Annotated in this window: 20 protein-coding genes; 11 read left to right on the plus strand and 9 right to left on the minus strand. The window is 49.3% G+C overall.

What is annotated here, in order from left to right; genetic code table 11:
• The first annotated feature begins 40 nt into the window (after positions 1–40).
• Positions 41–2,263: an ABC transporter ATP-binding protein gene (locus MUG84_RS19830; RefSeq protein WP_244728047.1), complete on the plus strand. Its 2,223-nt coding sequence runs from the start codon at positions 41–43 to the stop codon at positions 2,261–2,263.
• Complete coding sequence (locus MUG84_RS19835; protein WP_244728049.1) at positions 2,260–4,131, plus strand: ABC transporter ATP-binding protein; 1,872 nt, start codon at positions 2,260–2,262, stop codon at positions 4,129–4,131. Before MUG84_RS19830 ends, MUG84_RS19835 begins: the two co-directional genes overlap by 4 nt.
• A gap of 90 nt (positions 4,132–4,221) precedes the next feature.
• On the opposite strand, the gene MUG84_RS19840 is transcribed toward MUG84_RS19835, so the two are convergent.
• Complete coding sequence (locus MUG84_RS19840) at positions 4,222–5,253, minus strand: YeiH family protein (RefSeq protein ID WP_244728051.1); 1,032 nt, start codon at positions 5,251–5,253, stop codon at positions 4,222–4,224.
• Positions 5,254–5,479: 226 nt separating this feature from the next.
• Between MUG84_RS19840 and MUG84_RS19845 the strand changes: the two genes are divergently transcribed.
• Together MUG84_RS19845 and MUG84_RS19850 are read left to right on the plus strand one after the other, a co-directional pair.
• Entirely contained in the window at positions 5,480–5,671 is a 192-nt protein-coding gene (locus MUG84_RS19845; protein ID WP_244728054.1) for a helix-turn-helix transcriptional regulator, read from the plus strand.
• Positions 5,672–5,709: 38 nt separating this feature from the next.
• Positions 5,710–6,594, plus strand: a complete 885-nt coding sequence (locus MUG84_RS19850; protein ID WP_244728056.1) for a LysR family transcriptional regulator — start codon at positions 5,710–5,712, stop codon at positions 6,592–6,594.
• 2 nt (positions 6,595–6,596) lie between these two features.
• Here MUG84_RS19850 and MUG84_RS19855 read toward each other — a convergent pair whose 3' ends face one another.
• The 4 genes from MUG84_RS19855 to MUG84_RS19870 form a co-directional block, all read right to left on the minus strand.
• On the minus strand, positions 6,597–7,412 hold the full coding sequence (locus tag MUG84_RS19855) for a formate/nitrite transporter family protein (RefSeq protein WP_244728058.1): 816 nt from the start codon (positions 7,410–7,412) through the stop codon (positions 6,597–6,599).
• Between the two features lie 301 nt (positions 7,413–7,713).
• On the minus strand, positions 7,714–8,727 hold the full coding sequence (moaA, locus tag MUG84_RS19860; protein WP_244728060.1) for a GTP 3',8-cyclase MoaA: 1,014 nt from the start codon (positions 8,725–8,727) through the stop codon (positions 7,714–7,716).
• Between the two features lie 36 nt (positions 8,728–8,763).
• Positions 8,764–9,597 carry a formate dehydrogenase accessory sulfurtransferase FdhD gene (gene fdhD / locus MUG84_RS19865; protein WP_244728062.1) on the minus strand — a complete coding sequence of 278 codons (834 nt, stop codon included), beginning with the start codon at positions 9,595–9,597 and terminating at the stop codon, positions 8,764–8,766.
• A gap of 7 nt (positions 9,598–9,604) precedes the next feature.
• Complete coding sequence (locus MUG84_RS19870; RefSeq protein ID WP_244728064.1) at positions 9,605–9,952, minus strand: Na-translocating system protein MpsC family protein; 348 nt, start codon at positions 9,950–9,952, stop codon at positions 9,605–9,607.
• 350 nt (positions 9,953–10,302) lie between these two features.
• On the opposite strand from MUG84_RS19870, the gene fdhF reads away from it, so the two are divergent.
• From fdhF to MUG84_RS19885, 3 genes are all read left to right on the plus strand, one after another.
• A complete protein-coding gene (fdhF, locus tag MUG84_RS19875; RefSeq protein ID WP_244728066.1) occupies positions 10,303–13,239 on the plus strand; it encodes a formate dehydrogenase subunit alpha in 2,937 nt (978 codons plus the stop codon).
• 18 nt (positions 13,240–13,257) lie between these two features.
• The gene (locus tag MUG84_RS19880) at positions 13,258–13,731 is read left to right on the plus strand and encodes a helical membrane plugin domain-containing protein (protein ID WP_244728068.1); all 474 of its coding nucleotides are present in this window, start codon (positions 13,258–13,260) and stop codon (positions 13,729–13,731) included.
• A 318-nt stretch (positions 13,732–14,049) separates the two neighbouring features.
• Positions 14,050–14,793, plus strand: coding sequence for an SDR family NAD(P)-dependent oxidoreductase (locus MUG84_RS19885; protein ID WP_244728070.1), 744 nt, complete (start codon positions 14,050–14,052; stop codon positions 14,791–14,793).
• A 60-nt stretch (positions 14,794–14,853) separates the two neighbouring features.
• Here the strand turns inward: MUG84_RS19885 and MUG84_RS19890 are convergent, their stop codons facing one another.
• Positions 14,854–16,215, minus strand: coding sequence for an N-acyl-D-glucosamine 2-epimerase (locus tag MUG84_RS19890; RefSeq protein WP_244728073.1), 1,362 nt, complete (start codon positions 16,213–16,215; stop codon positions 14,854–14,856).
• Positions 16,216–16,410: 195 nt separating this feature from the next.
• Here MUG84_RS19890 and MUG84_RS19895 point away from each other — a divergent pair, with 195 nt between their 5' ends.
• A complete protein-coding gene (locus tag MUG84_RS19895) occupies positions 16,411–16,791 on the plus strand; it encodes a hypothetical protein (protein WP_244728075.1) in 381 nt (126 codons plus the stop codon).
• Positions 16,792–16,797: 6 nt separating this feature from the next.
• Here the strand turns inward: MUG84_RS19895 and MUG84_RS19900 are convergent, their stop codons facing one another.
• On the minus strand, positions 16,798–17,430 hold the full coding sequence (locus MUG84_RS19900) for a TraX family protein (RefSeq protein WP_244728077.1): 633 nt from the start codon (positions 17,428–17,430) through the stop codon (positions 16,798–16,800).
• 138 nt (positions 17,431–17,568) lie between these two features.
• On the opposite strand from MUG84_RS19900, the gene MUG84_RS19905 reads away from it, so the two are divergent.
• Positions 17,569–18,759 (plus strand): MalY/PatB family protein, encoded by a 1,191-nt coding sequence (locus MUG84_RS19905; protein ID WP_244728079.1) that lies wholly within the window; start codon positions 17,569–17,571, stop codon positions 18,757–18,759.
• A gap of 336 nt (positions 18,760–19,095) precedes the next feature.
• Entirely contained in the window at positions 19,096–21,099 is a 2,004-nt protein-coding gene (locus tag MUG84_RS19910; RefSeq protein ID WP_244728081.1) for a methyl-accepting chemotaxis protein, read from the plus strand.
• A 110-nt stretch (positions 21,100–21,209) separates the two neighbouring features.
• Here the strand turns inward: MUG84_RS19910 and MUG84_RS19915 are convergent, their stop codons facing one another.
• Together MUG84_RS19915 and MUG84_RS19920 are read right to left on the minus strand one after the other, a co-directional pair.
• Positions 21,210–22,529, minus strand: a complete 1,320-nt coding sequence (locus MUG84_RS19915) for a (Fe-S)-binding protein (protein ID WP_244728250.1) — start codon at positions 22,527–22,529, stop codon at positions 21,210–21,212.
• 16 nt (positions 22,530–22,545) lie between these two features.
• Positions 22,546–23,961, minus strand: coding sequence for an FAD-binding oxidoreductase (locus MUG84_RS19920; RefSeq protein WP_244728083.1), 1,416 nt, complete (start codon positions 23,959–23,961; stop codon positions 22,546–22,548).
• A 193-nt stretch (positions 23,962–24,154) separates the two neighbouring features.
• Between MUG84_RS19920 and MUG84_RS19925 the strand changes: the two genes are divergently transcribed.
• Positions 24,155–24,883, plus strand: coding sequence for a FadR/GntR family transcriptional regulator (locus MUG84_RS19925; protein ID WP_342346134.1), 729 nt, complete (start codon positions 24,155–24,157; stop codon positions 24,881–24,883).
• The last annotated feature ends 69 nt before the right edge of the window (positions 24,884–24,952 follow it).

A 24,952-nucleotide genomic window follows, 5' to 3' on the forward strand; every position in this document is an offset into this window, starting at 1 on the left:
AACTGTTCCAACAATCTTTTTGAAAGGAAGCAAACTCGTTATGATAAAACTTGCCAAATACTTAAAGCCCTTTATGGCAACATTGATCTTATCTATTGTACTGCTATTCGGGCAAGCCATGGCGGACCTCAACTTACCGAGCTACATGTCTGATATCGTGAATACCGGTATTCAGCAAAGCGGGATTGAGAATGCCGTACCAGAGGCAATTAGTGAAAATGGTTATACGTTAATGACTACGTTTATGACTGATCAAGAAAAGTCTGTCGTAGCGAAGAATTACACACTTGTTTCAGCCGGAGATCAGAAATACGTAAAAGAATATCCTCTGGTTAAAACGGAAAATATATATGTTCGTAATGCAGAAGGCCCAAATTCGACTGACGAGTTGAACGCGATCTTCGGCGAAGCAGCAGGAACATTCATTAATGTCTCCAAAGAATTAGCTGCCAAATCAGGGGGAAAAGCAGCCCCTGCCAAAGCAACCGATATGTCGGATGTTAATTTCGATGAGCTCTATAGCATGATTCCGACGTTCCAGAAATTGCCGCCCGAAATCATTGATTCCGCAAGAGCCAAAGCAGAACAAATGGACCCGGCCATGCAGAAGCAGACAGGTGTCGGATTCGTTAAGCTGCTCTACAACGAGCTTGGCGTTGACATCGGCAGTCTCCAGAATGCGTATATACTCAAAACAGGGTTAATCATGCTCCTCATCGCCTTAGGCGGTGCAGCTGCAACGGTTGGAGTCGGCTATTTATCAGCTCGAATTGCCGCAGGTGTAGCTAAAAAAATACGCAGGGATATTTTCGAGAAAGTAGAGAGCTTCTCCAATAATGAGTTTGATAAATTCTCAACTTCATCCCTGATTACACGCACAACCAACGATGTTACACAAGTTCAAACGCTCCTCATTATGGGGATCCGGATCATGTGCTATGCACCAATTCTAGGTATCGGCGGTATCATTATGGTACTCAAAGAAAACTCCTCCATGACTTGGATTATTGGCGTTGCCGTTTTCCTGCTCCTTTTATTAATCGGAGTGATCTTCTCCATTGCGATGCCGAAATTTAAACTGATTCAAAAACTGATCGATAGGCTCAATCTGGTATCCAGAGAAAATCTAAGCGGACTTATGGTTGTAAGAGCCTTTGGTACGCAGAAGTTCGAAGAGAATCGCTTTGATGCTGCCAATACGGATTTAACACAAACCAACCTCTTCATCAACCGTGTGATGGTCTTCATGATGCCTGCAATGATGCTTATTATGAACTTTATTACCCTGCTCATTGTCTGGGTCGGCTCCAAGCAAATTGCTGATTCCGCAATGCAGGTCGGCGACATGATGGCATTCATCCAATATGCAATGCAAATCATTATGTCCTTCTTGATGATTTCGATGATGTTCATTATGGTTCCACGTGCTTCTGTATCGGCAGGACGTATTGCAGAAGTCCTCAATACAGAGCCGTCAATCTTGGATCCTAAAGATCCGAAACCGTTCAATAACAGTAATCGGGGACTTGTTGAATTCCGAAATGTAAGCTTCCGTTATGAAAATGCTGAAGAAGATGTTTTACACAATATATCTTTTACAGCCAAACCTGGAGAAACGACCGCCATTATTGGCTCAACAGGTGCAGGTAAGTCTACATTAATCAATCTCATCCCGCGGTTTTATGATGCAACCGCTGGCGAAATATTCGTAAATGGTGTCAACGTCAAAGAGGTTACGCAGCATGACCTGCATGATCAAATTGGTTATGTTCCGCAAAAAGGCGTATTGCTATCCGGTACGATTGCGTCCAATCTGCGTTACGGCAAAAGAGATGCAACGGATGAGGATGTACAGAAGGCAGCTGAAATTGCTCAAGCACAAGAGTTTATATCGAAGCAGGAAGAAGGCTATGATAAAGCCATCTCCGAAGGAGGAACCAACGTCTCTGGGGGACAGAAGCAGCGTTTATCTATAGCCCGTGCACTGGTGAAGAAGCCGCCAATTTATATTTTTGATGACAGCTTCTCAGCCCTGGATTATAAAACGGATGTCGCTCTGCGTCGTGCTTTAAAAGAGCAAACAGGCGATAGCACCGTTCTCATCGTTGCACAGCGTGTCAGCACCATTATGACTGCAGAGCAAATTATCGTTATTAACGATGGTGAAGTCGTCGGAATCGGTACTCATGAAGAGCTGCTAAGAGATTGTCCGACTTATTATGAAATTGCATCATCACAGCTTTCTAAGGAGGAATTACAATGAGCGACAAAACCTCCAAATTTAAAAAACAACCTCGCAGGGGCCCTATGGGTGGTGGACCTGGCGGACCTGGCGGTATGATGGTTGCCGAGAAAGCCAAGGATTTCAAGGGAACATTCAAGAAACTGATTTCCTATTTAGGTCAGTACAAAATGGCAATAGGCGTCGTCATGTTATTCGCGATTGCCTCTACCGTCTTTAATATCTTAGGTCCGAAAATTCTCGGTAATGCCATAACCACGGTGTTCGAAGGCGTTATGAATATGATCGCGGGCAAAGGAACGATAGATTTTGACTATATCGGTCAAATCATGATCATTCTTGTCATTCTGTATCTGATCAGTGCATTGTTTGGTTATTTACAGGGTTATGTGATGTCCAGTGTATCGATGAAGGTTACGTATAATCTGCGTCGGGATATTTCCTTGAAGATTAACCGGCTTCCACTGAAATATTTTGACAAACGAAATCATGGTGAAGTCTTGTCCCACATTACCAATGATGTGGATGCCATCAGCCAAAGCTTGAATCAAAGTCTGACGCAAATCATTACTTCGGTAACCACGATTATCGGGATTCTGTTTATGATGTTCTCAATCAGCTGGCAGATGGCTCTTGTGGCTTTAGCCGTGCTTCCTATATCGATGATCTTCATTATGACTGTGGTGAAGAAGTCGCAGAAGCATTTTAGCAATCAGCAAAAATTCTTGGGCGGAGTCAACGGCCATATTGAAGAAATGTATGGAAGCCATATTGTGATGAAGGCATTTAACGGCGAAGAGGAATCTGTCAAAGAGTTCGATAAGCATAATGACAAGCTGTATTCCTCCGCATGGAAGTCCCAGTTCCTATCCGGCATGATGATGCCAATCATGATGTTTATCGGGAACTTAGGATATGTAGCGATCAGTATTCTTGGCGGATACTTGGCTGTCAACGGTAAGATCTCTGTCGGTGACATTCAAGCATTCATTCAGTATATGCGTCAATTCACCCAGCCTATTGCACAGGTTGCGAATATTTCCAACGTGCTTCAGCAAACTGTTGCAGCGGCAGAACGCGTGTTTGAATTCCTTGATGAAGAAGAAGAGCCTGAGGATACAAAAACGCCAGCTTCTGTCAGCAACATTAAAGGCGATGTAACCTTTGAGCATGTTCATTTTGGCTACACTGAAGATAAGACGATCATTAACGACTTCTCTGCAACGGTTAAAAATGGTCAGAAGGTCGCGATTGTCGGACCTACAGGGGCAGGTAAATCAACGATTATCAAGCTATTGATGCGATTCTACGACATTCAAGAAGGTGCAATCCTAATCGATGGCGTGAATATCAAAGACTTTACACGCAATGACCTGCGTTCCTTATTCGGCATGGTATTACAGGATACTTGGTTGTACAACACAAGCATCAAAGAGAACATCAGATACGGCAAGCTGAATGCAACCGATGAAGAAGTACTGAAGGCAGCTAAAGCGGCACAGGTTGACCACTTCATCCGTACGCTTCCAGATGGCTATGACATGGTTCTGAATGAAGAAGCAAGCAACGTATCTCAAGGGCAGAAGCAATTGCTCACCATCGCCCGCGCGATTCTTGCTGATCCACAAATCCTGATCCTCGATGAAGCAACAAGCTCAGTCGACACCCGTACGGAAACGTTGATTCAGAAGGCGATGACGAATCTGATGAAAGGTCGTACGAGCTTCGTGATTGCACACCGCTTATCCACGATTCGCGATGCGGATATGATTCTCGTGATGAAGGACGGCGACATTATCGAACAAGGTAATCATGAGGAGCTGCTTGCTAAGGGAGGCTTCTACGAAACCCTGTACAACAGTCAGTTTGAAGAAGTTGAAGCAAGCTAGGCTGAACACCTACTTTCATAACAAAAGGCAGTGAAACAATAGAAAAAGAGGCGATTAGGAATCCGATGATTCCTTAATCGCCTCTTTTTGTTACATAAAACCAAGTACATGTACCAATGCGAAGCCCATAACCGACAACACGATTGAGCCTAGCAGTCCGGCTACAAACGGCTTTCCTCCGTTGCGGCGGAAGAAGGCAAAGTCAACGTTGAGGCCAAGTCCGGCCATCGCCATGGCCATCAGGATATAAGAGAGATTAACGATCTGCGTAGCCACTTCATGCGGGATGATACCCAGTGAATTGACACCGCTCATGAGCAAGAAGCCAAACACAAACCACGGAATTTGAACTTTGTTTTTTTGAACCGTCTTATCTTCTTGTTTGCGGCTGGCCCAGTATCCGACGATCAGCGAGACCGGAACTAGAAGGGCTACCCTTGTCAATTTGACGATGACAGACATATCCACCGCTTCTTTGCCGCCTGGCGCCGCCGCCGCGATAGCGTGGGCTACCTCATGCAGCGTCCCCCCTGCAAATGCACCGTAAGCTGCTGGCGTTAACCCAAGAAAAGGATAAATAGTTACATAAATCAGCGTAAACAGCGTACCAAGGATGGCTACTGTCGCCGCACTGACGGCCGTTTCCTGTTCCTTCGCTTTGATCAGCGGAGCAATGGCAATGACGGCTGCAGCGCCGCAAATCCCTGTACCGCATGCCGTCATAAGCGACATCGTCCGGTCTACCTTCAGCATCCTTGCAAGTCCATACACGATAAAGATGGTTACTGTAATATTTACCATGGCGAGCACAATAACTTTCGGCCCGGCATTGGCGATATCCGTCAAATTCAGCCTCATCCCAAGCAGGATGATCCCGAAGCGGAGCAGCTTTTTATTGGAAAATGCAACCCCAGGCATAATATACTGTGGCACCCCGACCGATGCTCTGTAAATCATCCCGAGGATAATCGCCAGAACAAGCTGTCCCATAATGCTGAGAAATGGAAGCAGCGATAATCCTTTAGCGAGCAGGGACAAAATCAGCGTCAGCCCGACTCCTAAAATAAACGCGTTCGTCTTTCTTTTTCTGCGAGGAACCGCAGACTCTTGTGGTGATATCATTGGTATTACCATCCCCTTTGTTCTAACTCTGTCGTTCTCATACGTCTCACTATAATGCCTCCACGCTCAGGAAGGGAAATACCGATTTGCTATCCCTATCATGAGGAATACTTATGGTTGGGAGAGTAGTTATAAAATGCATATTATATTTAACAAAATGTAATATATATATTACATAAAAGTGATACATATGTTATAATGCGGTCATGAGGAGGTTCGATGCTTTTTGGTGAATCCCGTGAAAATAGCGCGCATTCAAGCAGGCTTAACCCAGCAGCAGCTGGCAGACCAAACCGGCGTTACCCGCCAGACGATCAGTTTGATTGAAAAAGGGAGCTATAATCCGTCATTAAAATTATGCCTGGACATTTGCCATGCCCTGAACCGTACTTTGGATGAACTGTTTTGGGTGGGCTGAGACTTTAGCATAAATACCGAAACTGGAGGAATTGCATCATGATCACCGATACATTGAAAGTGTTTGTTACGGTAGCCGAGCAGCGGAACTTTTCCCAGGCCGCCAAATTGCTTAATCTGTCCCAGCCAGGCGTGAGTCTTCATATCCGAAATCTTGAGAACGAGTTCGGTACCAAATTGATGCACCGCTCACCCAAGCTGGTTAAATTAACCGAAGCCGGAGAAATATTGTTTGGCAAGGCACAGCAGATCCTGGCGATGTATGATGAAGCGAAGCAGGATATTTACATGCTGAGAGACGAGGTAACAGGCTCTTTGTCTATGGGGGCAAGCTTTACGATCGGAGAGTATATTTTGCCGCGGGTGCTTGCGGAGTATGCCCAGCAGTACCCTCTCGTGGATGTGCAGGTTCATATCAGCAACTCGGACAATATTTTGCAGGACGTCCGGGCAGGACGTTTCCATATCGGTTTAGTCGAAGGTAAAGTTGACGCAAAGGACCTGCAGGTCACTCCCTTTATGAAAGATGAAATGGTCCTGGTTGCCTCCCCTGATCATCTGCTCGCTTCTGGAAAAAGCGTTGACGTAAGCCAGCTTCAAGGCCATGTCTGGGTGATGCGGGAGACGGGCTCAGGTACACGTGCATATAGTGACAGATTAATTCAGGATAGCGGCTTGTCCGTTAAGCGCAGCTTTGTGTTTAACAGCAGCCAGAGTGTAAAGGAAGCCGTAACCTGGGGGCTCGGTATCGCCCTTCTGTCGCGCTGGGTCGTCTGCAAGGAACTTGAGAGCGGCGAGCTCTGTGAAATTCCCATCCGCGGAATGAAGATCAGCCGGGATCTGTCCCTGCTGCAGAGCAAGGATGAGCCGGCTGTCATGGCGGTGCTGAAGTTTATTCAAACCTTGAATCAAAACGTTCAATAGCTTTATGCGGATTTCTGACTTTCCTGCTGCTTCAGAACAGCGGCGGAGCCAGCAGGCTGGCGGTATGCGACGAAGTATGCCCCTGCAACGAAAATTGCGCCTCCAACCACGTTGCCTAGGAATACCGCAACAAAGTTTGGGAAATATTGTGCCCAAGTCATTTGTCCGGCGAAAATGGCGGCTGGAATCACGAACATATTCGCAACAACGTGCTGGAAGCCGATAGCGACAAAGGCCATAACCGGGAACCACATGCCGGCGATTTTCCCGGCAAAATCTTTCGCGCCGAAAGCGAGCCAGACAGCAAGACATACGAGCCAGTTGCAGCCGATGCCAGACACAAATGCCTGTATAAAAGTATCATTGACCTTGGCACCTGCAATGGCTGTCGTCTTCGGCAAGAAAGCGCCTTCGGTAAGGCCAACCACATGCCCAAAGAAATACGCGACGAACACTGCGCCTAGGAAGTTTGCAATGGTCACCACAATCCAGTTTCTCAGTACGGCTCCGAAACCGATTTTACGTGAAAACCATGCCATTGGCAGCGTCATCATATTGCCTGTCAAGAGTTCTCCGCCTGCAAGCAACGTCAGAATCAGACCTACAGGAAACACGCAGGCTCCCAGAAAGCCCGCAAACGAACCCCATTCCTTAGGCGCCGTTCCGATGACACGGATATCCAGCAGGAATCCCAGAGCAATAAAAGCTCCGCCCAAAAAGCCCAGAACCAGCAGTGAGGACAGGGATGCTCTGGCCTTCTTCTCCCCTGTTTCTGCAGCAATGTCTTTAATCTGCTGTGGTGAGTAAAACGATGACATAACTTATACCTCCATAAACTTTTTTCAAATGCTGCTCTTTTCGAAAACACAACAAAAAAACCGCCACGAATCCTTCTGATCAAAAGAAATACGATACAGAAAGATTAGTGCCGGTTAATTCTCCTACCCGTTTCCTATAGGAGCATCAATCACACGTTCATTTCAATCAATAGAGAAGCTGCAACACCTACAGCCCTTCCATTGCTATGACATTTCATACACATGATAAACATACGATCGGTTTTTGTCAAGAATGTGAACGTAAAGATTTTGTATAACCAAAATTTCAACTGTCTAAATTTTATCCGCCGATCCGCGACATCTCTACTTTGGCTCCTCCGCCCTGCCCTTCTCTTGCCGATTCACGCTCCAGAGAATATTGGTCATGGCGTCCACGCCATATGGATGTAATCCGCTCCGCAATCTCGTCATCGGAAGCATCCGAGCGCAGTAGTTCGCGCAAATCATGTCCTTTGGTCGCAAACAGACAGGTATAGAACATGCCATCAGCTGACAGTCTTCCCCTCGTACAGGTGGAACAGAAAGCATCGCTGACAGAAGAAATCACGCCGATTTCGCCTTTACCGTCCAGGAAACGGAAGCGTGAAGCCACTTCACCCGTATAATTGGGATCCGCAGGCTCAAGCGGAAACTCGGCACTAATCCTCTCCACGATTTCCTTTTTGCTGACCACATGCTTCCAGTCCCAGCCATTGCTATTGCCAACGTCCATGTATTCAATCATGCGCAGGATATGGCCTTTTTCACGAAAATAACGGACCATAGGCAGCAGCGCATGTTCATTCACGCCTTTTTGCACCACCATGTTCACTTTCACCAGCAGACCCGCTTCCGCAGCGGCATCAATACCGTCCAGAACCTGCTGCACACGGGCCTTGCCGCCGTTCATTCTCATGAACGTCTCGTCGTCCAGCGCATCCAAGCTGACCGCGACGCGCATGAGCCCCGCCTCGCGCAGCTTCGCAGCCTGCTGTGCCAGCAAACTCCCGTTAGTGGTCAATGCGATATCCTTGACCCCTTGAGTCTGGGATATGCCTGCAATGATTTCGGGCAGCTCCTTGCGCAGGATCGGCTCGCCGCCGGTTATGCGCATTTTTTGTACGCCAAGGCGCGCAAAAATCCGCGCAATCCTGACCGTTTCATCGACCGAAAGAATATCGCCTCGGGATAAAAACGGATAATCTTGATTAAAGATCTCTTCCGGCATGCAGTAGCGGCACCGGAAATTGCAGCGGTCCGTCACGGAAATCCGCAGGTCTCGAAGTATGCGATTGTAATAATCATTGGTTTCCATGATGCTCACTCCATTTCAGTGCACAAAATAACCCGGCTACTCCACATCCGCCGTGTTTTTGTCTAGCTGCCCCCTGCACTCGATAATGCGCTGCGGGTGGGTGTATACGTTACAAGAGCTGCCGCGTACAAAACCGACAGCCGTAATCCCCAGATTTTCCGCAAGCTCAAGCGCCAGCGCCGTTGGCGCCGACTTGGACAGAATCACGCCGCAGCCGATTTTCGCGACTTTAAGCAGAATTTCAGAAGAAATTCTACCGCTGAACACGATGATTTTATCGTTCATGGGAATATCCTGTTTCAGGCAGTGACCATAGATTTTATCAAGCGCATTATGCCGCCCGATATCCATCCGCTCCAGCAGTATACCGCTGCGGTCGCATAGAGCTGCATTATGTACACCGCCCGTTTTGCTGAAGGTTTCTGCGTTCTCCTGCATCGTTCTGACCAGCCGGAAAATATCGTCAAAGGACAGCTCGACAGGTACATCATGCAGCCGCTTGGCCGTCTTCGCGTCATTGAAAAAAACAAATCCCTGACGGCTTGCGCCGCAGCAGGATGTTACATACCGCTTGCTGTACATCTGACGGTGGAGTGGGCTCCACCTACTGACCGTGGCGTGGACGAAGCCCTCGTCCTCCTGAACCCACAGGTCCTCTATTTCATCGATTCCGGAGATCACTCCCTCCGAAGCAAGATAGCCAACAGCCATATCCTCAATATATTCAGGCGTGCAGACCAGTGTAGCGAATTCTTCACCGTTTATTTTGATCGTTACTGGATGTTCGGTGACTATGAGATCCTTTTTCTCCGTTATGTGGCCTTGCTCGTAGCGGATAATGTTCCCCTTTTCTCTCGTCACATCGTTCATCGGTTTCTCATCCCTGTTCTATATTTTTTTCAAACAAGAATACGGAAATAGCCACATCTTCATCGACCTTAATGTCATTAAACAAATGAATCAGCTTCGAACCGCAAAGTTCTTCCAAGCCTTCCGGAACCTTGCATTTGTATAGCTCTTGGATCATATGTGTTCTGGCACTGTGTACCATTTTTTTGCCTTCAGGCGTTTGCGCGATAAATTTTTCCGTAGGGGTAAAATTCCCATACATCCGGGTGATCGCCATGTTCTCCACAAAGGTGGTATGAATGCGCTCCGGGCCTTTGCCAAACGTGTCTTTTCTGACTTTCCGGATAATATCGTTAAACGCAACTTCTTTTTTCATCCCTCAATCACCTCATTACAAGTTTAACACTATACTAAATCCTAGTAACAATGTACAGGACGATTTCGAAAAAAACAGAAGGCTTAGGTTTTGGCTATGACAAATAATTCATTCTTGAATTTGTTCAAGCCGGAGTAGTATAATCATTGGCGAGACACAGTTTTGACAAAATAACGGAATGATCAGTTTAGTAGGCCATTGCTAATCGGTTACTCCACTACAACCTGCCGCACCAGAACTAGCGGACCGGGTTTAGTGGAGTTTTTTGTTTATGGGCATTTTTGTATGCATTTGCAAAGGGTAGTGGATTTTCCGTTATCGAGAAAAAATTGGGGAAATGAGGTTATTTCGTGAGCCAGGAAACTGTAAGTATAACTTTGAACGGACAAAAGGTTGAAGTCAAAGAGGGCATGACGGTACTCGAGGCGATTAATCTCGCGGGCCTTTCACACCCTCAAATTTGTTATGTACCTGAAGTCGACCCGATTCAAACATGCGATACCTGCATTGTTGAAATTAACGGGCAATTACAACGTGCATGCTCCACCAAAGCGGCAAGCGGCATGGACATCAAGCTTTCCTCGAAAAGAGCGAAGGAAGCGCAAACCGAAGCGATGGACCGGATTCTTGAAAACCACTTGCTATACTGCACCGTATGCGACAACAACAATGGCAACTGTAAAGTGCATAACACGGCCGAGCTAATGGAAATCGAGCATCAAAAATATCCTTACCGGCCGAAGGTCGACGCCTCTGAAGTCGATATGTCCCATCCATTTTACCGCTATGACCCGAACCAATGTATCGCCTGCGGTCAATGCGTGGAGGTCTGCCAGAACCTGCAGGTCAATGAAACCCTGTCGATCGACTGGGAAGCGGATATTCCGCGTGTCCGTTGGGACGCTGGTTCATCCATCAACGACTCCTCCTGCGTCAGCTGCGGACAATGCGTAACGATCTGTCCTTGCAACGCCCTGATGGAAAAATCGATGCTCGGTGAAGCCGGCTTTATGACCGGCCTTGACAAACCGATTCTCGATCCGATGATCGAGTTGGTCAAAGAGGTGGAGCCAGGCTACAGCAGTATTTTTGCCATCTCCGAAATTGAAGCCGCGATGCGTGACACCAGAACACGCAAGACCAAAACGGTCTGCACGTTCTGCGGCGTCGGATGCTCGTTTGAAGTATGGACCAAAGGACGCAAGATTTTGAAAGTACAGCCTTCCCATGACGCACCGGTTAATGCGATTTCGACCTGCGTTAAAGGTAAATTCGGCTGGGATTTCGTGAACAGCGAAGAACGCATTACCACTCCGCTGATCCGTCAGGGCGATGCTTTTGTGGAAGCCACCTGGGATGAAGCACTCTCCCTTGTTGCCGAGCGTCTTAGCGGAATCAAGAAGGAATATGGCTCGAACGCGCTCGGATTCATTTCTTCCTCCAAAATTACGAACGAAGAAAACTATGTAATTCAAAAGCTGGCGCGTCAGGTGTTTGAAACGAACAACATCGACAACTGCTCCCGATACTGCCAATCCCCTGCTTCAGACGGCCTCATGTCCACGGTGGGTATCGGCGGCGATGCAGGCTCCATCAAGGATATCGCTGCGGCGGGACTTGTCATTCTGATCGGATGTGCACCGGCCGAAGGCCATCCGGTACTGGCAACGCGCATCAAACGCGCTCACAAGCTGCATGGACAAAAGCTGATCGTTGCGGATCTGCGCAAACATGAGATGGCAGAGCGCTCGGATCTCTTTATCCGCCCTAAACAAGGCACCGACTTCGTATGGCTTGCAGCCGTAACGAAATACATGATCGACCAAGGCTGGCATGACGAAGCTTTCGTACAGCAGCATGTCAATCAGTTCGGTGAATACGCGCAGCTGCTTGAGAAATTCACGCTCGAATTCGCGGAAGCAGAAACCGGCATTTCCAAGGATACGCTCATTTCGATCGCTACGATGATTCATGAAGCCGACGGAACCGCCATCTGCTGGGGTATGGGTGTAACCCAGAACGTAGCCGGATCGCATACATCCGCTGCTATTTCGAATCTGCTGCTTGCAACGGGCAACTACATGCGTCCGGGCGCTGGTGCTTATCCGCTCCGCGGCCACAACAACGTACAAGGCGCCTGTGACATGGGTACCCTGCCGCCATGGCTGCCGGGCTACCAGCATGTATCGAATGATGAAGCACGTACCCGTTTCGAAAAAGCTTACGGCGTAAGCATCTCGCCAAAGCCAGGCATGGATAACATCCAGATGCTGGATGCCGTGGAACGCGGCGAGCTGAGGGGCATGTATCTGGTCGGCGAAGACATGGCTTGGGTCGACTCCAACGCCAACCACGTGCAAGGACTGCTCAGCAAGCTGGACTTCTTCGTCGTTCAGGACGTATTTCTGTCCCAAACGGCGCAGTTTGCCGATGTTATTCTGCCTGCCGCTCCTTCTCTGGAGAAGGACGGAACTTTCTCCAATACAGAGCGCCGCGTACAGCGTCTGTACGAGGTAATGAAACCGATGGGCAATTCCAAACCGGACTGGTGGATTACTACTCAGCTCGCGAAACACCTCGGCTTCGACTGGAACTACAGCCATCCAAGCGAAATCTTCGCGGAAATGGCCAGCCTGACACCATTCTTCAGCCAAGCTAGCTACGAGGTATTGGAAGGATGGGGAAGCTTTACCTGGGGCTCAACAACAGGAGAAAGCACTCCGCTGCTGTATACAGACGGATTCCATTTCCCGGACAAAAAAGCCCGCTTCTCGCTGGTTGACTACATCCCTCCAGTGGAACTCCCAGCTGAGTACGATCTCGTGCTGAATAACGGCCGTCTTCTGGAGCAGTTCCATGAAGGCAATATGACGAACAAGTCGCATGGCATCAACCTGAAGCTGCCTGAAGTCTTCGTGGAGATCTCGCCTGAGCTTGCCGCAGAGCGCGGCCTTGAGAGCGGATCGCTGGTTCGCCTTGAATCGCCTTACGGCGCCCTCAAGCTGAAGGCTTTGGTAACAGACCGTGTGCACCGCAATGAAGTGTATGTTCCAATGCACTCCACCAGTCATGAAACGGCAGTCAACCTCCTAACCGGAGGCGCTGTGGATGTTCGAACGCATACACCTGCCTATAAACAGATGAGAGTCCGGATGCAATCGCTGAACATTAAGGGAGCAAATCCGCTTCCGCTCAGCAATCCGCGCAACAAGAAGCGGCATCCGCAAAACGGAGTTGAGGTTCAGCGCAAATGGAACCGTCCTGATTATGTTTCTCTGGTGGACTAAAGGAAAGGTGGTACGAAGATGGCAGAGCCCATTTCTATCATAAAAAAACGTGTACTTAGTGAAGAAGAAGTGAAACAACAGTCGCTGGACCAGCTGAAGGATTCCGTCGCCGAGCATGAACAGGCGATTGAAAAAGCGATTGCCGTTCTAAGCGAGCTCTATGGGAGCGGCGTATTGGAAGCGGCCGAATCGCTGCTGAAGGCAAAAGCTAAAGTTGCCGAAATCGCCCTTCATCAGGCCAAGCGTCCGGAAATGACCAATATGATTAATAACGGCCTCGCAGCAGCGGGGGCACTTTCCGCTATCGATCCGGATCAGACCGCTAAGCTGCTAAGCAGTGTCGCCAAAGGTCTTGAGGAAGCGAAAGAGCCGCAGGATAAAAAGCTGACGATGTTCTCCCTCATGAGCACCCTGAAGGACCCCGACGTGAACCGCGCCATCAGCTTCGGCCTGCAATTCCTTAAGGGAATGGGCAAAGGTCTCGGCGAATAAGTCTAATAGAAAATAAAGAAAACTACCGTATATGCGGTAGTTTTCTTTTATATCAATAACAAAAAAACAGACCCTGGAGTATCGGGCTCCAGGGCTTCAAGCAATCTATTATAAAAGGGGTATGGCTCTATTATAGGAGGCTTATCTTAAAATAAGATGAAAAGAACCTTCAAGACACCTTAAATTTGTCCCTTTCAACCATATCGCTCAGCTTGACAGCCATTCCTCCCTAAAGTCGGTTCTCAATAGCAACTTGGAGTTGTATCAGGGTATTTTTAGAAAAATGGGTAAATATATAAACGAAAGGAGAGTTGACCTATGAAATTATCCGGCAAAACAGCCATTATTACCGGCGGGGCCAGCGGGATCGGACAAGCAACGGCACGCCTGTTTGCACAGGAGGGCGCCAACGTGGTCGTAGCCGATTTTTCTGAGGCAGGACAGGAGGTCGCAAACCGGCTGCAGGATGACGGACACCGCGTCATCTATGTGAAAATGGATGTAAAGGAGGAAAAGGAAATTGAGGCGCTGATTGAACGCACCGTGCATACATACGGTCAGCTCGATATCATGTTTGCCAATGCGGGCATAGCCAACGACGAGCCGGCTGACTCCCTCTCGCTAGAGAAATGGCAGCGTACGCTTGACGTGAATCTGACGGGTGTATTCTTGTCCGATAAATATGCGCTGCTTCAGATGCTGAAGCAAGGCACCGGCGGCGCGATCATCAATACCGCTTCCATTCACGGACATGCAGCGAAGGCCGGAGTGACGGCATACGGCTCCTCCAAAGGCGGCGTCGTGATGCTTACCCGAACTCTTGGCATCCAGTACGCCAGCCGGGGCATCCGCGTTAACGCAGTTTGCCCAGGATACATTGATACGCCGCTGCTCAAGGCACTGCCTCCCGAAGAGAAGCAGAAGCTCGCGGAACTGCACCCGATCGGCCGGCTTGGAAGCGCCGAAGAGATCGCCAAAGCCGTCCTCTTCCTGGCCAGTGACGACTCCTCCTTCGTGGTGGGAAGCAGCCTGATGGTCGATGGTGGATATACCGCTCAGTAATATGCAAAAAAAGCGTCCGGAACTCAGCTTGCTGGCTGAGGCTGGACGCTTTTTTGTACGTTAATATACGCTAATGCGGGTTCCGGCCGGAGTTTCGTTCGCTCTTTTTCCCTTCACATGCCATAAAGACGGCGTGTCCTTGGCGTGACCGATCTCAATATCGAATGGCCTACGTTCCGGAAGCCGGTTGAAGCGCAGCCATAACCTGTTGCCGTCCACCACGCTTTCTTCCATCCGGATCTCTTCTCCGCCTGCTTCCTGCTCTTCGCTAATAACCGGCACGATCCCCCCGGTTGAATTGGGATCCAGGCGCTTATTAAAGGATATGACCACTTCTGTATCTCCATGGATGCCAGCCGCCAGCGGAACGGGAGGCTCATGATACATATATCCGCCGAGATGATATTCGTAGGCGGTCCAGGTCTGATACCCCAAATCATATACAGTGTTCTGGAAGTGGTTCAGCCAGCTGCGGTCCTTAGCCATGTTCGCTCTTGAGCCGACATCAGCCTGTATTCCGAGCGAAAGATCCGGGAACGCCGCCCGAATTGGGGCAGCAAAGCCTTCATAAGAGCTTGGATAATTAGCCCTCAGATTCCGTTTCATCCAATCCGGCCAATGGGTCTGAAGCACATGGAGGTCCGGTTTAACCCTTCCGATCATAGAGATGGCGTCAAGTCCCTGCCATTCCTTCAGCCGTAGGGTGGAAACGGCCCCGCCGTCAACAGCCAGCGACCATGTGGCCACCAGGATATCCGGCCGGGTCTCCCGGGCTCCGCCGCTGCCGTTAATGATTTCATCAATGAGTGCATTGACGGCGTCCACGCGAAAATCAATCCATTTAGCATAAATATCCGGCGTTTTTTTATAATAATTAGCCGCGAATCGGTTAACGAATTCAGGTACGGCCAGCCCGTATTTTTCATGAAAAGCCTGCTGTGCTGCAGCTCCAATGTCTCCGTATACGCCGCGGCGGATACCGTCCCATTCGGGAAAATAGGGCTCAGCAATTTCGATGCCGTCAAATGGATATTCGCGAAGCATCCGTGATACGGTTTCCTTTTTCCACTGCACATACTCCTGCGAGAATGGGGAAAACCGTTCAAATCCATCATTCAGCTCCTTCAAAAGCCCCATTTTCCAGGAAGGCCATTCCGGCGGCAGATGAGAGGTTGAGAATGTCCCGTTTCCGATGACAAGTGCCCAGACGGCAATATCCCGGTGATGAAAGGATTCGATTAGTTCGGTATTCACCTCATTTTCATTCACCACAAAATAATGGACCGTCCGGTAGCCGGCAAGCTGTATTTCTTCAGCAATACTGTCAGCAGAGCGGTTAAGGTAATAAGGAAACAGGGGATCGATTTGGATACTCGGACCTTCTAACGACCAGGCCCTCAGTTTAGCAAACTCATTTCTCACGTTGTTCTCCTCCCTGCGGATTCTAAGAGCATTTACCCTGTACATACACAATATGCACTTGCTTTTTTAGCATTGCCGAAAATGGAAAATTTCACCCTCCGCCTCTCTCCTTGGCAAGAACGCAAAGCGAATTCACTCACCTGCCCAAAATTCGTCTCATACAATAAAGTAAACCAACAAGCGGAGGAATGCTCCATGTCTATACTCAAGCTTAGGAAGAACATAACGCTGCAGCAGCGGCTGGCCCAGCTAACAGGTCATTTGGTGGAGATTAACGGCAAGGGCCTGGGGCTCGAGCCCGGCAAACTGCAGCGTGTATTCAATCGCAATTTCATTCAGGTTCAAGGCGAATTATTCGTTCCTAACAGCCTGCAATCCATTCGGGTATTCGATATCAAACCGGCGGCAAGCACGGTACGTGTCGGCCTGCGAACAACCTTCAGCACGGGTTCGGCCTTTTCCAGTATCCGCCTCGTACAGATCGGCACCAATTTTATTGAAGTCCAGGCCAAAGGCAAGTATCCTTCACGCATTCTGTTTCCGCTGAACAAGATCGAGGGCATCTTTCCGGTCTAATCAGCCCTACCATTCTGCCCATTTCAGCACCGCCAGAGCGGCCAAATGCAGCGGATAGAATGAACGCCATAACCACCTGCGAACGCGTACATCCTCAAGCCGTTTCCAGACGGCCGGACCGTATACGATCATAAGAGTTGGAACGATGCTCAACATCTGCACTATCCCGCCAGGCCCATAAACAAGCAGATACAGCAGATTAAGAAGCAAATGAATAAAAATCAGCTCTTCATTCACAGCAAAGCGGAACATCAGTACCAGCAGCAGCCCATAGGCGCCGTAATCAAAAGGAAAAATCTGCATTACTGTGCCTGCTGCAATTACAATGCCTCCTTTTGCCCATAATGAGGACGTCAGATCCATGATCTGCATGACGGAGGCAGCCATAAACAGCGTAAAAATGACATTGAGGCCATCCGGATTCAGCGCCAGTTGATAAGGAATTTGCGACAAAATTGCAAGTACCAGCAGCCTGGCCAAATACTTGGTTTTCGACCTCGTATACAGATATCCCTTAGCCAATGCATACGCATAAATAGGGAAAGCAATTCTTCCGATGATCCGGAGCCAGAGCTGATTTTCAAAGCATACCATGCCCAAATGGTCTAGCAGCATGGTCAGCATGGCGATCAGCTGCACATGAATTTCCTCCCTTCACTTCCCGTACTTGTCGATGATTTCTATTTTACTTTGTGTCAGCTCTTTCTCCAAGTTCCCCTCTGATGTGATATATTCATAAAAGAAATAATACCATCTCACCTCAAGGAGGGCACTGCTTTGAATTTCGACAAAATCATTACAAGAAATCTCACCGGCTGCGATAAATGGGACGGTATGAAAAATATTTTTGGGACTACGGATGCGCTGCCGATGTGGGTAGCCGATATGGATTTTGAATCCCCGCCTTCGGTGATCGAAGCCATACAAAAGCGTGTTGAACACGGAGTATTCGGCTATACCATGCAAACAGGCGAATACAAGCAGTCCATCGTAAGCTGGATGAAACAGCGCCATGGCTGGGAAATAGAACCGGAATGGCTAGTGTTCTGCCCAGGAGTCGTCCCTGCGCTCAGTTTTGCCGTACAAGCTTTTACCCAGCCGGGGGACAAGGTGGTTATCCAGCCGCCGGTATATCCTCCATTCCACAGCGTTGTAAAGGACCACGGACGCGAGCTCGTCCTGAACCCGCTGAAGCTTGAGAACGGTCAATATTCCATGGATCTTGAAGCATTGGAACAAATTCTCAGCAGCCAGCAGATCAAGATGCTGATTCTGTGCAGTCCTCACAATCCGGTCGGACGGGTATGGACATCCGGGGAACTCGAAGCCTTGGTGCAGCTCTGTGCGCGTCATGATGTCCTGATTATCTCCGATGAGATTCATGCCGATCTGGTGTATGAAAAAGATGCACACACGCCTCTTGCGAAAATTTCCGAGGAGGCGAAGAACCGTTCCATTATCTGCACCTCCCCGAGCAAAACGTTTAATATCGCCGGTCTGAACACATCCAATATCATTATTCCGAATGCGGAAATCCGCAGCACGTTCATGAAAATGCTCGAGCTCTATCACGTCGGGTCGATCAGCGCGATCGGCAGCACGGCGGCGGAAGCAGCTTACACCAGCGGCGGCGAGTGGCTGGATGAAGTGCTAGTCTACCTGCAGAAAAATATCGATTATGTTCTTGAGTATGTGGAGAAGCATATCCCAGAAATCAAGGTTCAGCAGCCGGAGGCAACTTATCTGCTATGGATGGATTTGAGGTGTCTTGGCATGAACCCGGATGAAACCGCCGATTTCCTGCTGACCAAGGCCAAGCTTGCCCTGAATAAAGGATCGGCTTTCGGTCAAGGGGGAGAAGGATTTATGCGCATGAATGTCGCCTGTCCGAAAGCCACGGTCATCGAAGCCATGAAGCGTCTCGATCAGGCGATGACTGCATGGCGTCAAGAGAGCAAGAAGGCATAAACAGCTTTTTGGGTATCCGGTTCAGCCGCTTCAAAGAGAGTCTGGGAATTCCAGGCTCTCTTTTTCATTTGAAATCAACATCATTGTGAGTACTTGAAAAGAAAGCGAAAGTAGCGAAGGGGACGGAATCGATCTGAAGAGGCAGGCAGCGATCGGAAGATCGATCCGTAGTCATAGCGGCCACATCGCTCAAAAATAGTACTATTTTAGTATTGAATCTGAAAATAATTTGTGAAAACTATGAAATATTTGCAGCAATTTGTCGAAATATAATAGAGGATTCTCCAAACAACTGAAGGATCCCAAAACACATACATACATCTGGAGGAATTAAATTTGAAAGCAAAGCGGAAAGGAATCTTACATCTCTTCAGGATCAAAAAAATCCGCAGCAGACTCATGCTCATCATTTGTCTCATGGTTATTATCCCGAATATTGTGCTGGTGTTATTTTCTGTAAACAGCGCTAAAGGGCAGCTTCAGGATAAAATGGAGGATACCATTCAATCCAGTGTCACGCTACTCGATAAGCTTCTTGATACGATGATTCAGATGCAGTTATCCAACGCCAGTCAACTTTCAAGTCAGATTACATCACAGGACATAGACCAGCGATCAGAGCATGCACGAAAGCTGATTGAAGATTACAAATGGCAGCATCCGGAGGTCGAATCCATATCGCTCGGCAATGATCACGGAGCGTGGATGGGATCGCCAGATCCGGGCGCACAGGATTTTGATCCACGTACCCAAGCTTGGTACACACTTGCCCAAAAGTACCCAGACCAAGCCATGGTCGGGAATCCGTCCGTCTCACCCATGACCAATAACTATGTGCTCACCATATCCAAAGCCCTGTCTGACCGGAAAGGCGTCATCAATATCAACTTAAGCATCAATGAATTGAGTAAGACCGTCCAAAATATTCACCTGGGCAAAAAAGGGTATGTTTATCTCTTGGACCGTAGCGACAATATCATGTCTCATCCGACCATGAAAATCGGTGAAAAAGCGACCGGAGATTATCTGAATATCATGCAGCGCCAGAGAGAAGGATTTATCGAATACACCAACCCGAATAGTCTTGAAATTCAGCACGGCTATTACGCGACGAACAGCTTGTCTGGGTTCAAGATCGTGGGTGTCCTCCCCGATGTTGAATATACCGATGCAATGCGCCCTATCTTTTACACAGCCGCAGTCGTGCTAGTCATTGCTGTTGCCATCGCTCTGGTCATCATGTTCTTCATCATTAGAGGGATGACGAGACCGATCGAGCAGCTTAACCAATCATCCATTCGTGTCAGCGAGGGACATCTGAATGAACAGGTTGTGACCAGACGTACCGATGAAATCGGAACGCTGGCAGGCAATTATAACGGCATGGTCGCCTCCCTGCGCCGCATGGTTGAAGATATGGGAGACACCTCAAGCCAGCTCGCGGCTTCCAGTGAGGAAATGACAGCCAGCACGGAAATGAATGCCAAGTCCGTGGAACTCGTCACCGATCTCGTATCCAATGCATCGGAAGGCGCCGTGAGCCAAGCGATGGCAACTGAGGAAACGGCGCGAACCATTGAAGAAATGACGCGGGGCATCCAGAAAATCGCTGAGTCCGCAGGGATGATTGTGGATTCATCGGGACGCACCGAAGGGGATGTACAGGTCGGTAGCCACAAGATTCGTCAGGTCAGCGCCCAGATGGATACGATCCGGCACTCCACGATGGAATCCGCTGAGCTGATGGAACAGCTTCACAACCACAGCGCCAATATCGCAGCCATGAGCACAGCGATTTCGGAAATATCCAAGCAAACGAACCTACTGTCGCTGAATGCTGCCATTGAAGCGGCGCGTGCCGGCGAGCATGGGCGAGGCTTTGCTGTTGTAGCGGATGAGGTCCGCAAACTTGCGGATCAGTCTAACATCACCGCCGATGAGATTCAGCAAACTATCGTTAAAATGACTGAGCTGATCGCAAATGCATTTGACGTCATGAAAAACAAGGTTCAATCTGACGTGAACCAGGGGCTTGATGTTACCGCTGAGGCACTCGAAGCCTTTGTGAATATCGAACAGTCTGCCAAACAGATCTCGGATCAGGTTCAGGATATTTCCGCCGTGACCGAGCAAATGTCAGCCAGCAGCGAAGAAATCTCAGCAGCGGTTCACGAAGTTGCAGGCATTTCCCGCCAGACGGTCGACTCCTTTGAACGCGTAAACGCGGCTACTCAGGAGCAGCTCGCATCCATGGAGGAAATCAGTTCATCCGCAGCCGGACTGGCCCGGATGGCGGCAGATATGCAGGTTATGATTGACCGCTTTAAGCTGGATAAATAAACATATAAACAGGTTTTGAGTGGTTCACAAAAGAAGAGGCCCACCGCTAAGTCCAAATTGACTTCGTGGTTGGCCTCTTCTTTTCGTTTATATTTCACACCTTAAGCAAGTTATTTCTTCATGCGTTCATGCAGGAAGTCTACGATATGAACCGCCTTCATCTGGCCGCTCAGTCCCTGCTCTTCGATGCCATGCTTCATCTGGAGCAGGCAGCCCGGGTTGCTGGTCAGCAAATAGCTGGCACCGGTCGCCTCGACATGCTCCATTTTATGGTCAAGAATCTGTCCTGCCATCTCTGGCTGCGTGATGTTGTAAATCCCAGCGGAACCGCAGCAGCGGTCGGCATTCTTCATCTCGATGAACTGTGCACCCTCGACCTGGCGCATCAATTTGCGCGGGGCGTCCGCAGAACGCATGACGTTGCGGAGGTGGCAGGAATCCTGATAAGTGATCCGTACAGGTTCTGCGTCGCCTGGCGTATTGTCCTGACTGAAATCAAGTCTCCTTCCAGCGCGAACGAGCAAATCGCTGATATCCACGACACGCTTGGCAAACCAGACCGCATCGTCACGCCACTGCGGATCTTCGTGCAGCAGATGATCGTATTCGATCAGAAGCGCTCCGCAGCCGCCGGCGTTAGAGACGATATAATCCACACCGGCTTCCTTAAAGATCTTGATGTTGCGTCTTGCGAGGTCTCTTGCTCCCTCGGCTTCCCCACTGTGGGCATGAAGTGCTCCGCAGCAGTTCTGGTCTCGCGGGATCACGACTTCAAAGCCCGCAGCCGTTAGCAAATCTACCGTATGAATATTGGTTTCTGTAAATAAAACGTCCATGATGCAGCCTCTGAACAGAGCTACCGTGGCGATTTTTTCGCCTTTTGCCGGATGGCGCTCGCCAATTTGTTCTACGACGCCCTGACCGGTTGCATCCGGCAGGATTTTCTCCATGTCGCGCATATGCTTCGGAAACAGCTTCATTGCCCCCGTAGCATGAGCCACGTTACGAAGCCCGGATTTTTGATAAAACTTCAGCCCACGTCCAACCCATTTCATCCGTTTCTGATGCGGGAATACCGTCTTGAATGCAGCCTTGCGCGTCACTTTCACCCATGTTTTATGCTCTTTATGATCTTCAATCGCATCCCGCGCCTGCTCGATGAGCTGTCCGTACTGGACTCCGGCTGGGCACGCAGGCTCGCACGCACGGCAGCCCAGGCAGTGATTCATCTGATCCTCGAATGCCTGATCCGGTACCATGATGCCGTCTGTGACAGCTTTCATGAGAGCGATCCGTCCCCGCGGGGACTCCGCCTCAAGGCCGGTTTCCGAGAATGTCGGGCATGCCGGAAGGCAAAAGCCACAGCGCATGCAGTTCGTCAGTTGATCCTCATCGAGGCGTAAACGGAGCTTCTCGGTTAGTGCGTTCATTTGCTCGGTTTGCCCATTAGCCACGCTGAATCACCACCCGTTTGCGTGTTTCCTTCGCGAATACTTTGCCTGGATTAAGGAGGTTATGAGGATCAAAAGAACTCTTGATCGCTTTCATGACCTCCATTCCGGCTGGTCCCACCTTCCATTCCAGAAACGGCGATTTCACCATGCCTACCCCGTGCTCTCCGGTAATGGTTCCGCCCAATCGGATGGCCGCTTCGAAAATCTCCTCAAATGCTTCATCCACCCGCTCGATTTCCTCTTTGTTGCGCGCATCCGTTGTGGCTGTTGGATGCAGGTTTCCGTCACCCGCATGACCAAATGTACTGATCTGCACCTGATGCTTCTTCGCGATCCGGTTAATTTCAATCACCATATCTGCGATCTTCGAGCGCGGCACGGTCGCATCCTCCAAAATGGTCGTCGGACGCAGTCTCGCGAGCGCCGTGAAAGCACTGCGGCGTGCAGTCAGAAGTTTATCTGCCTCTTCCTGGCTAGCTGCAATGCTGACCTGGTCGGCTTTCTCGCTTTTACAAACTTCCGTAATAATGGCAATATCACGTTCCACGGCTTCTTCGTCGCCGTCCTGCTCGATAATCAGAATCGCTTCCATATCGAGCGGCAGGCCCAGCTTGGCGAAGTCATCCACCACCCGGATCGTTGCATTGTCCAAAATCTCAAGGGTCGCCGGGATAATCCGGTTTTCAATGATTTTGGACACCGTCCGTGCTGCGCCGTATAAGTCCTTGTACATTGCCAGCATCGTCTTTTTATATCTAGGCGGCGGAACCAGCTTAAGTGTGGCCTCTGTGATAATAGCCAGCGTGCCTTCTGAGCCGACCAGAAGTTTCGTCAGATCATAACCCGCTACGTCTTTCATCAGTTTGCCGCCGGTCCGGATAATGTCTCCGTTCGCCAGAACCGCCTCCAGGCCGATGACATAATCCTTGGTCGTCCCGTATTTTAGACCCCGCAATCCTCCGGAGCATTCAGCGATATTGCCCCCGATGGTGGAGATGGACATGCTGCTCGGATCGGGTGGATAGAATAGGCCCAAACTTTCGACATGCGTACTGAACTGCTTCGTATTTAGTCCAGGCTGAACGGTAGCGGTCAGATTCTCAAGATCGATTTCCAATATCTGGTTCATCCGGTGCATGACCATCACCACGCCGCCTTGAACCGGCACGGTGCCTCCGCACAGATTGGTGCCTGAACCTCTGCCTACAACAGGAATTTTGTGGCGGCTCAGCACCTTCATGATTTGTGACACCTGCTCCGTGCTCGAAGGATACACGACCGCATCCGGCAGAGATTGAAGCATAGGCGTTCCGTCATAGGAATGGGTAACAAGGGACTGCGGATCATCTTTGAAATGTTCGCTTCCCAAAATGGAGATAAGTTCGCGTCTTACTTCTTCTTGCAGCAAGGAAAGCCCCCCTTTGAACGAATGAAATATATTAAATTAGTCAGGTCATCTGATGACTTTTCTTGTGAACAAGTATACACTAGAATATATGAATCGAAAATAGACCATAATCGAAAAATTAAAATTTTAACATGTTCGCATTTGCGGTAAAATAAGGGAAGTTAAGGCATTTTAGGAAGGACGTTGAGTAGATTTGACCAACCAGCAAAGGCCGCTTAAGCAGTATGAGTGGGTTATGAATGATTTGAAAAAGCAAATGGATGAAGGGAAGCTATTGCCCGGGGACCGTCTTTCTTCCGTCGTCGATCTGGCCACCCAATATAATGTTGGCAGATCAACCATAAGGGAAGCTCTCAGCGCGCTGAAAGCGATGGGGCTATTGAATATTAAACAAGGAGGGGGAACTTTCGTCAAAGCGCCTCAGGTGGATCCCGTGCATCCTATGCAGGAATATGCCGACCTATGGGAAGGGCGTGCTTCATCGCTGCGGCATGTGCTCGAGGTTCGCCGCGTGCTTGAAACTGGCTGCGCGTCCCTCGCCGCCCTGCATCGCACGAACGCCGATCTTGCTGTCTTCCGCAAGCTGCTTGCGGACATGGAACAGTCGAATGATGAACATTTCATCGAACAGACCGACGTGAAATTCCACCAGCAGATTGCCGCCGCGACCCATAATCCGCTGCTGCGTGACCTGATGGAATCGTTGTCCAACAAGCTGCATGAGAGCATGAAGGATATGCGTGCGCTTTGGTTTTACGCGGAGCGTTCCTCTGCGCAGCGGCTGCTGCAGGAGCATATGCGGATTTATGAAGCTATCGAGCAGCAGGATGCCAAGGAAGCAACAGCCCGGATGGAGCTTCATATCTCCAAGGTGGAGCAGGTTTTGAATGAAAAGAAAGCCGGCGATCATCACCTAACGTGATTATTCCCACCCCTACCAGTCTCCAAGTGGTGCTATAATGGATGAGTTCATAACATCATGTACCATTAA

This window comes from Paenibacillus mangrovi, assembly GCF_022898935.1.
Taxonomy (GTDB): Bacteria; Bacillota; Bacilli; order Paenibacillales; family Paenibacillaceae; genus Paenibacillus_AQ; species Paenibacillus_AQ mangrovi.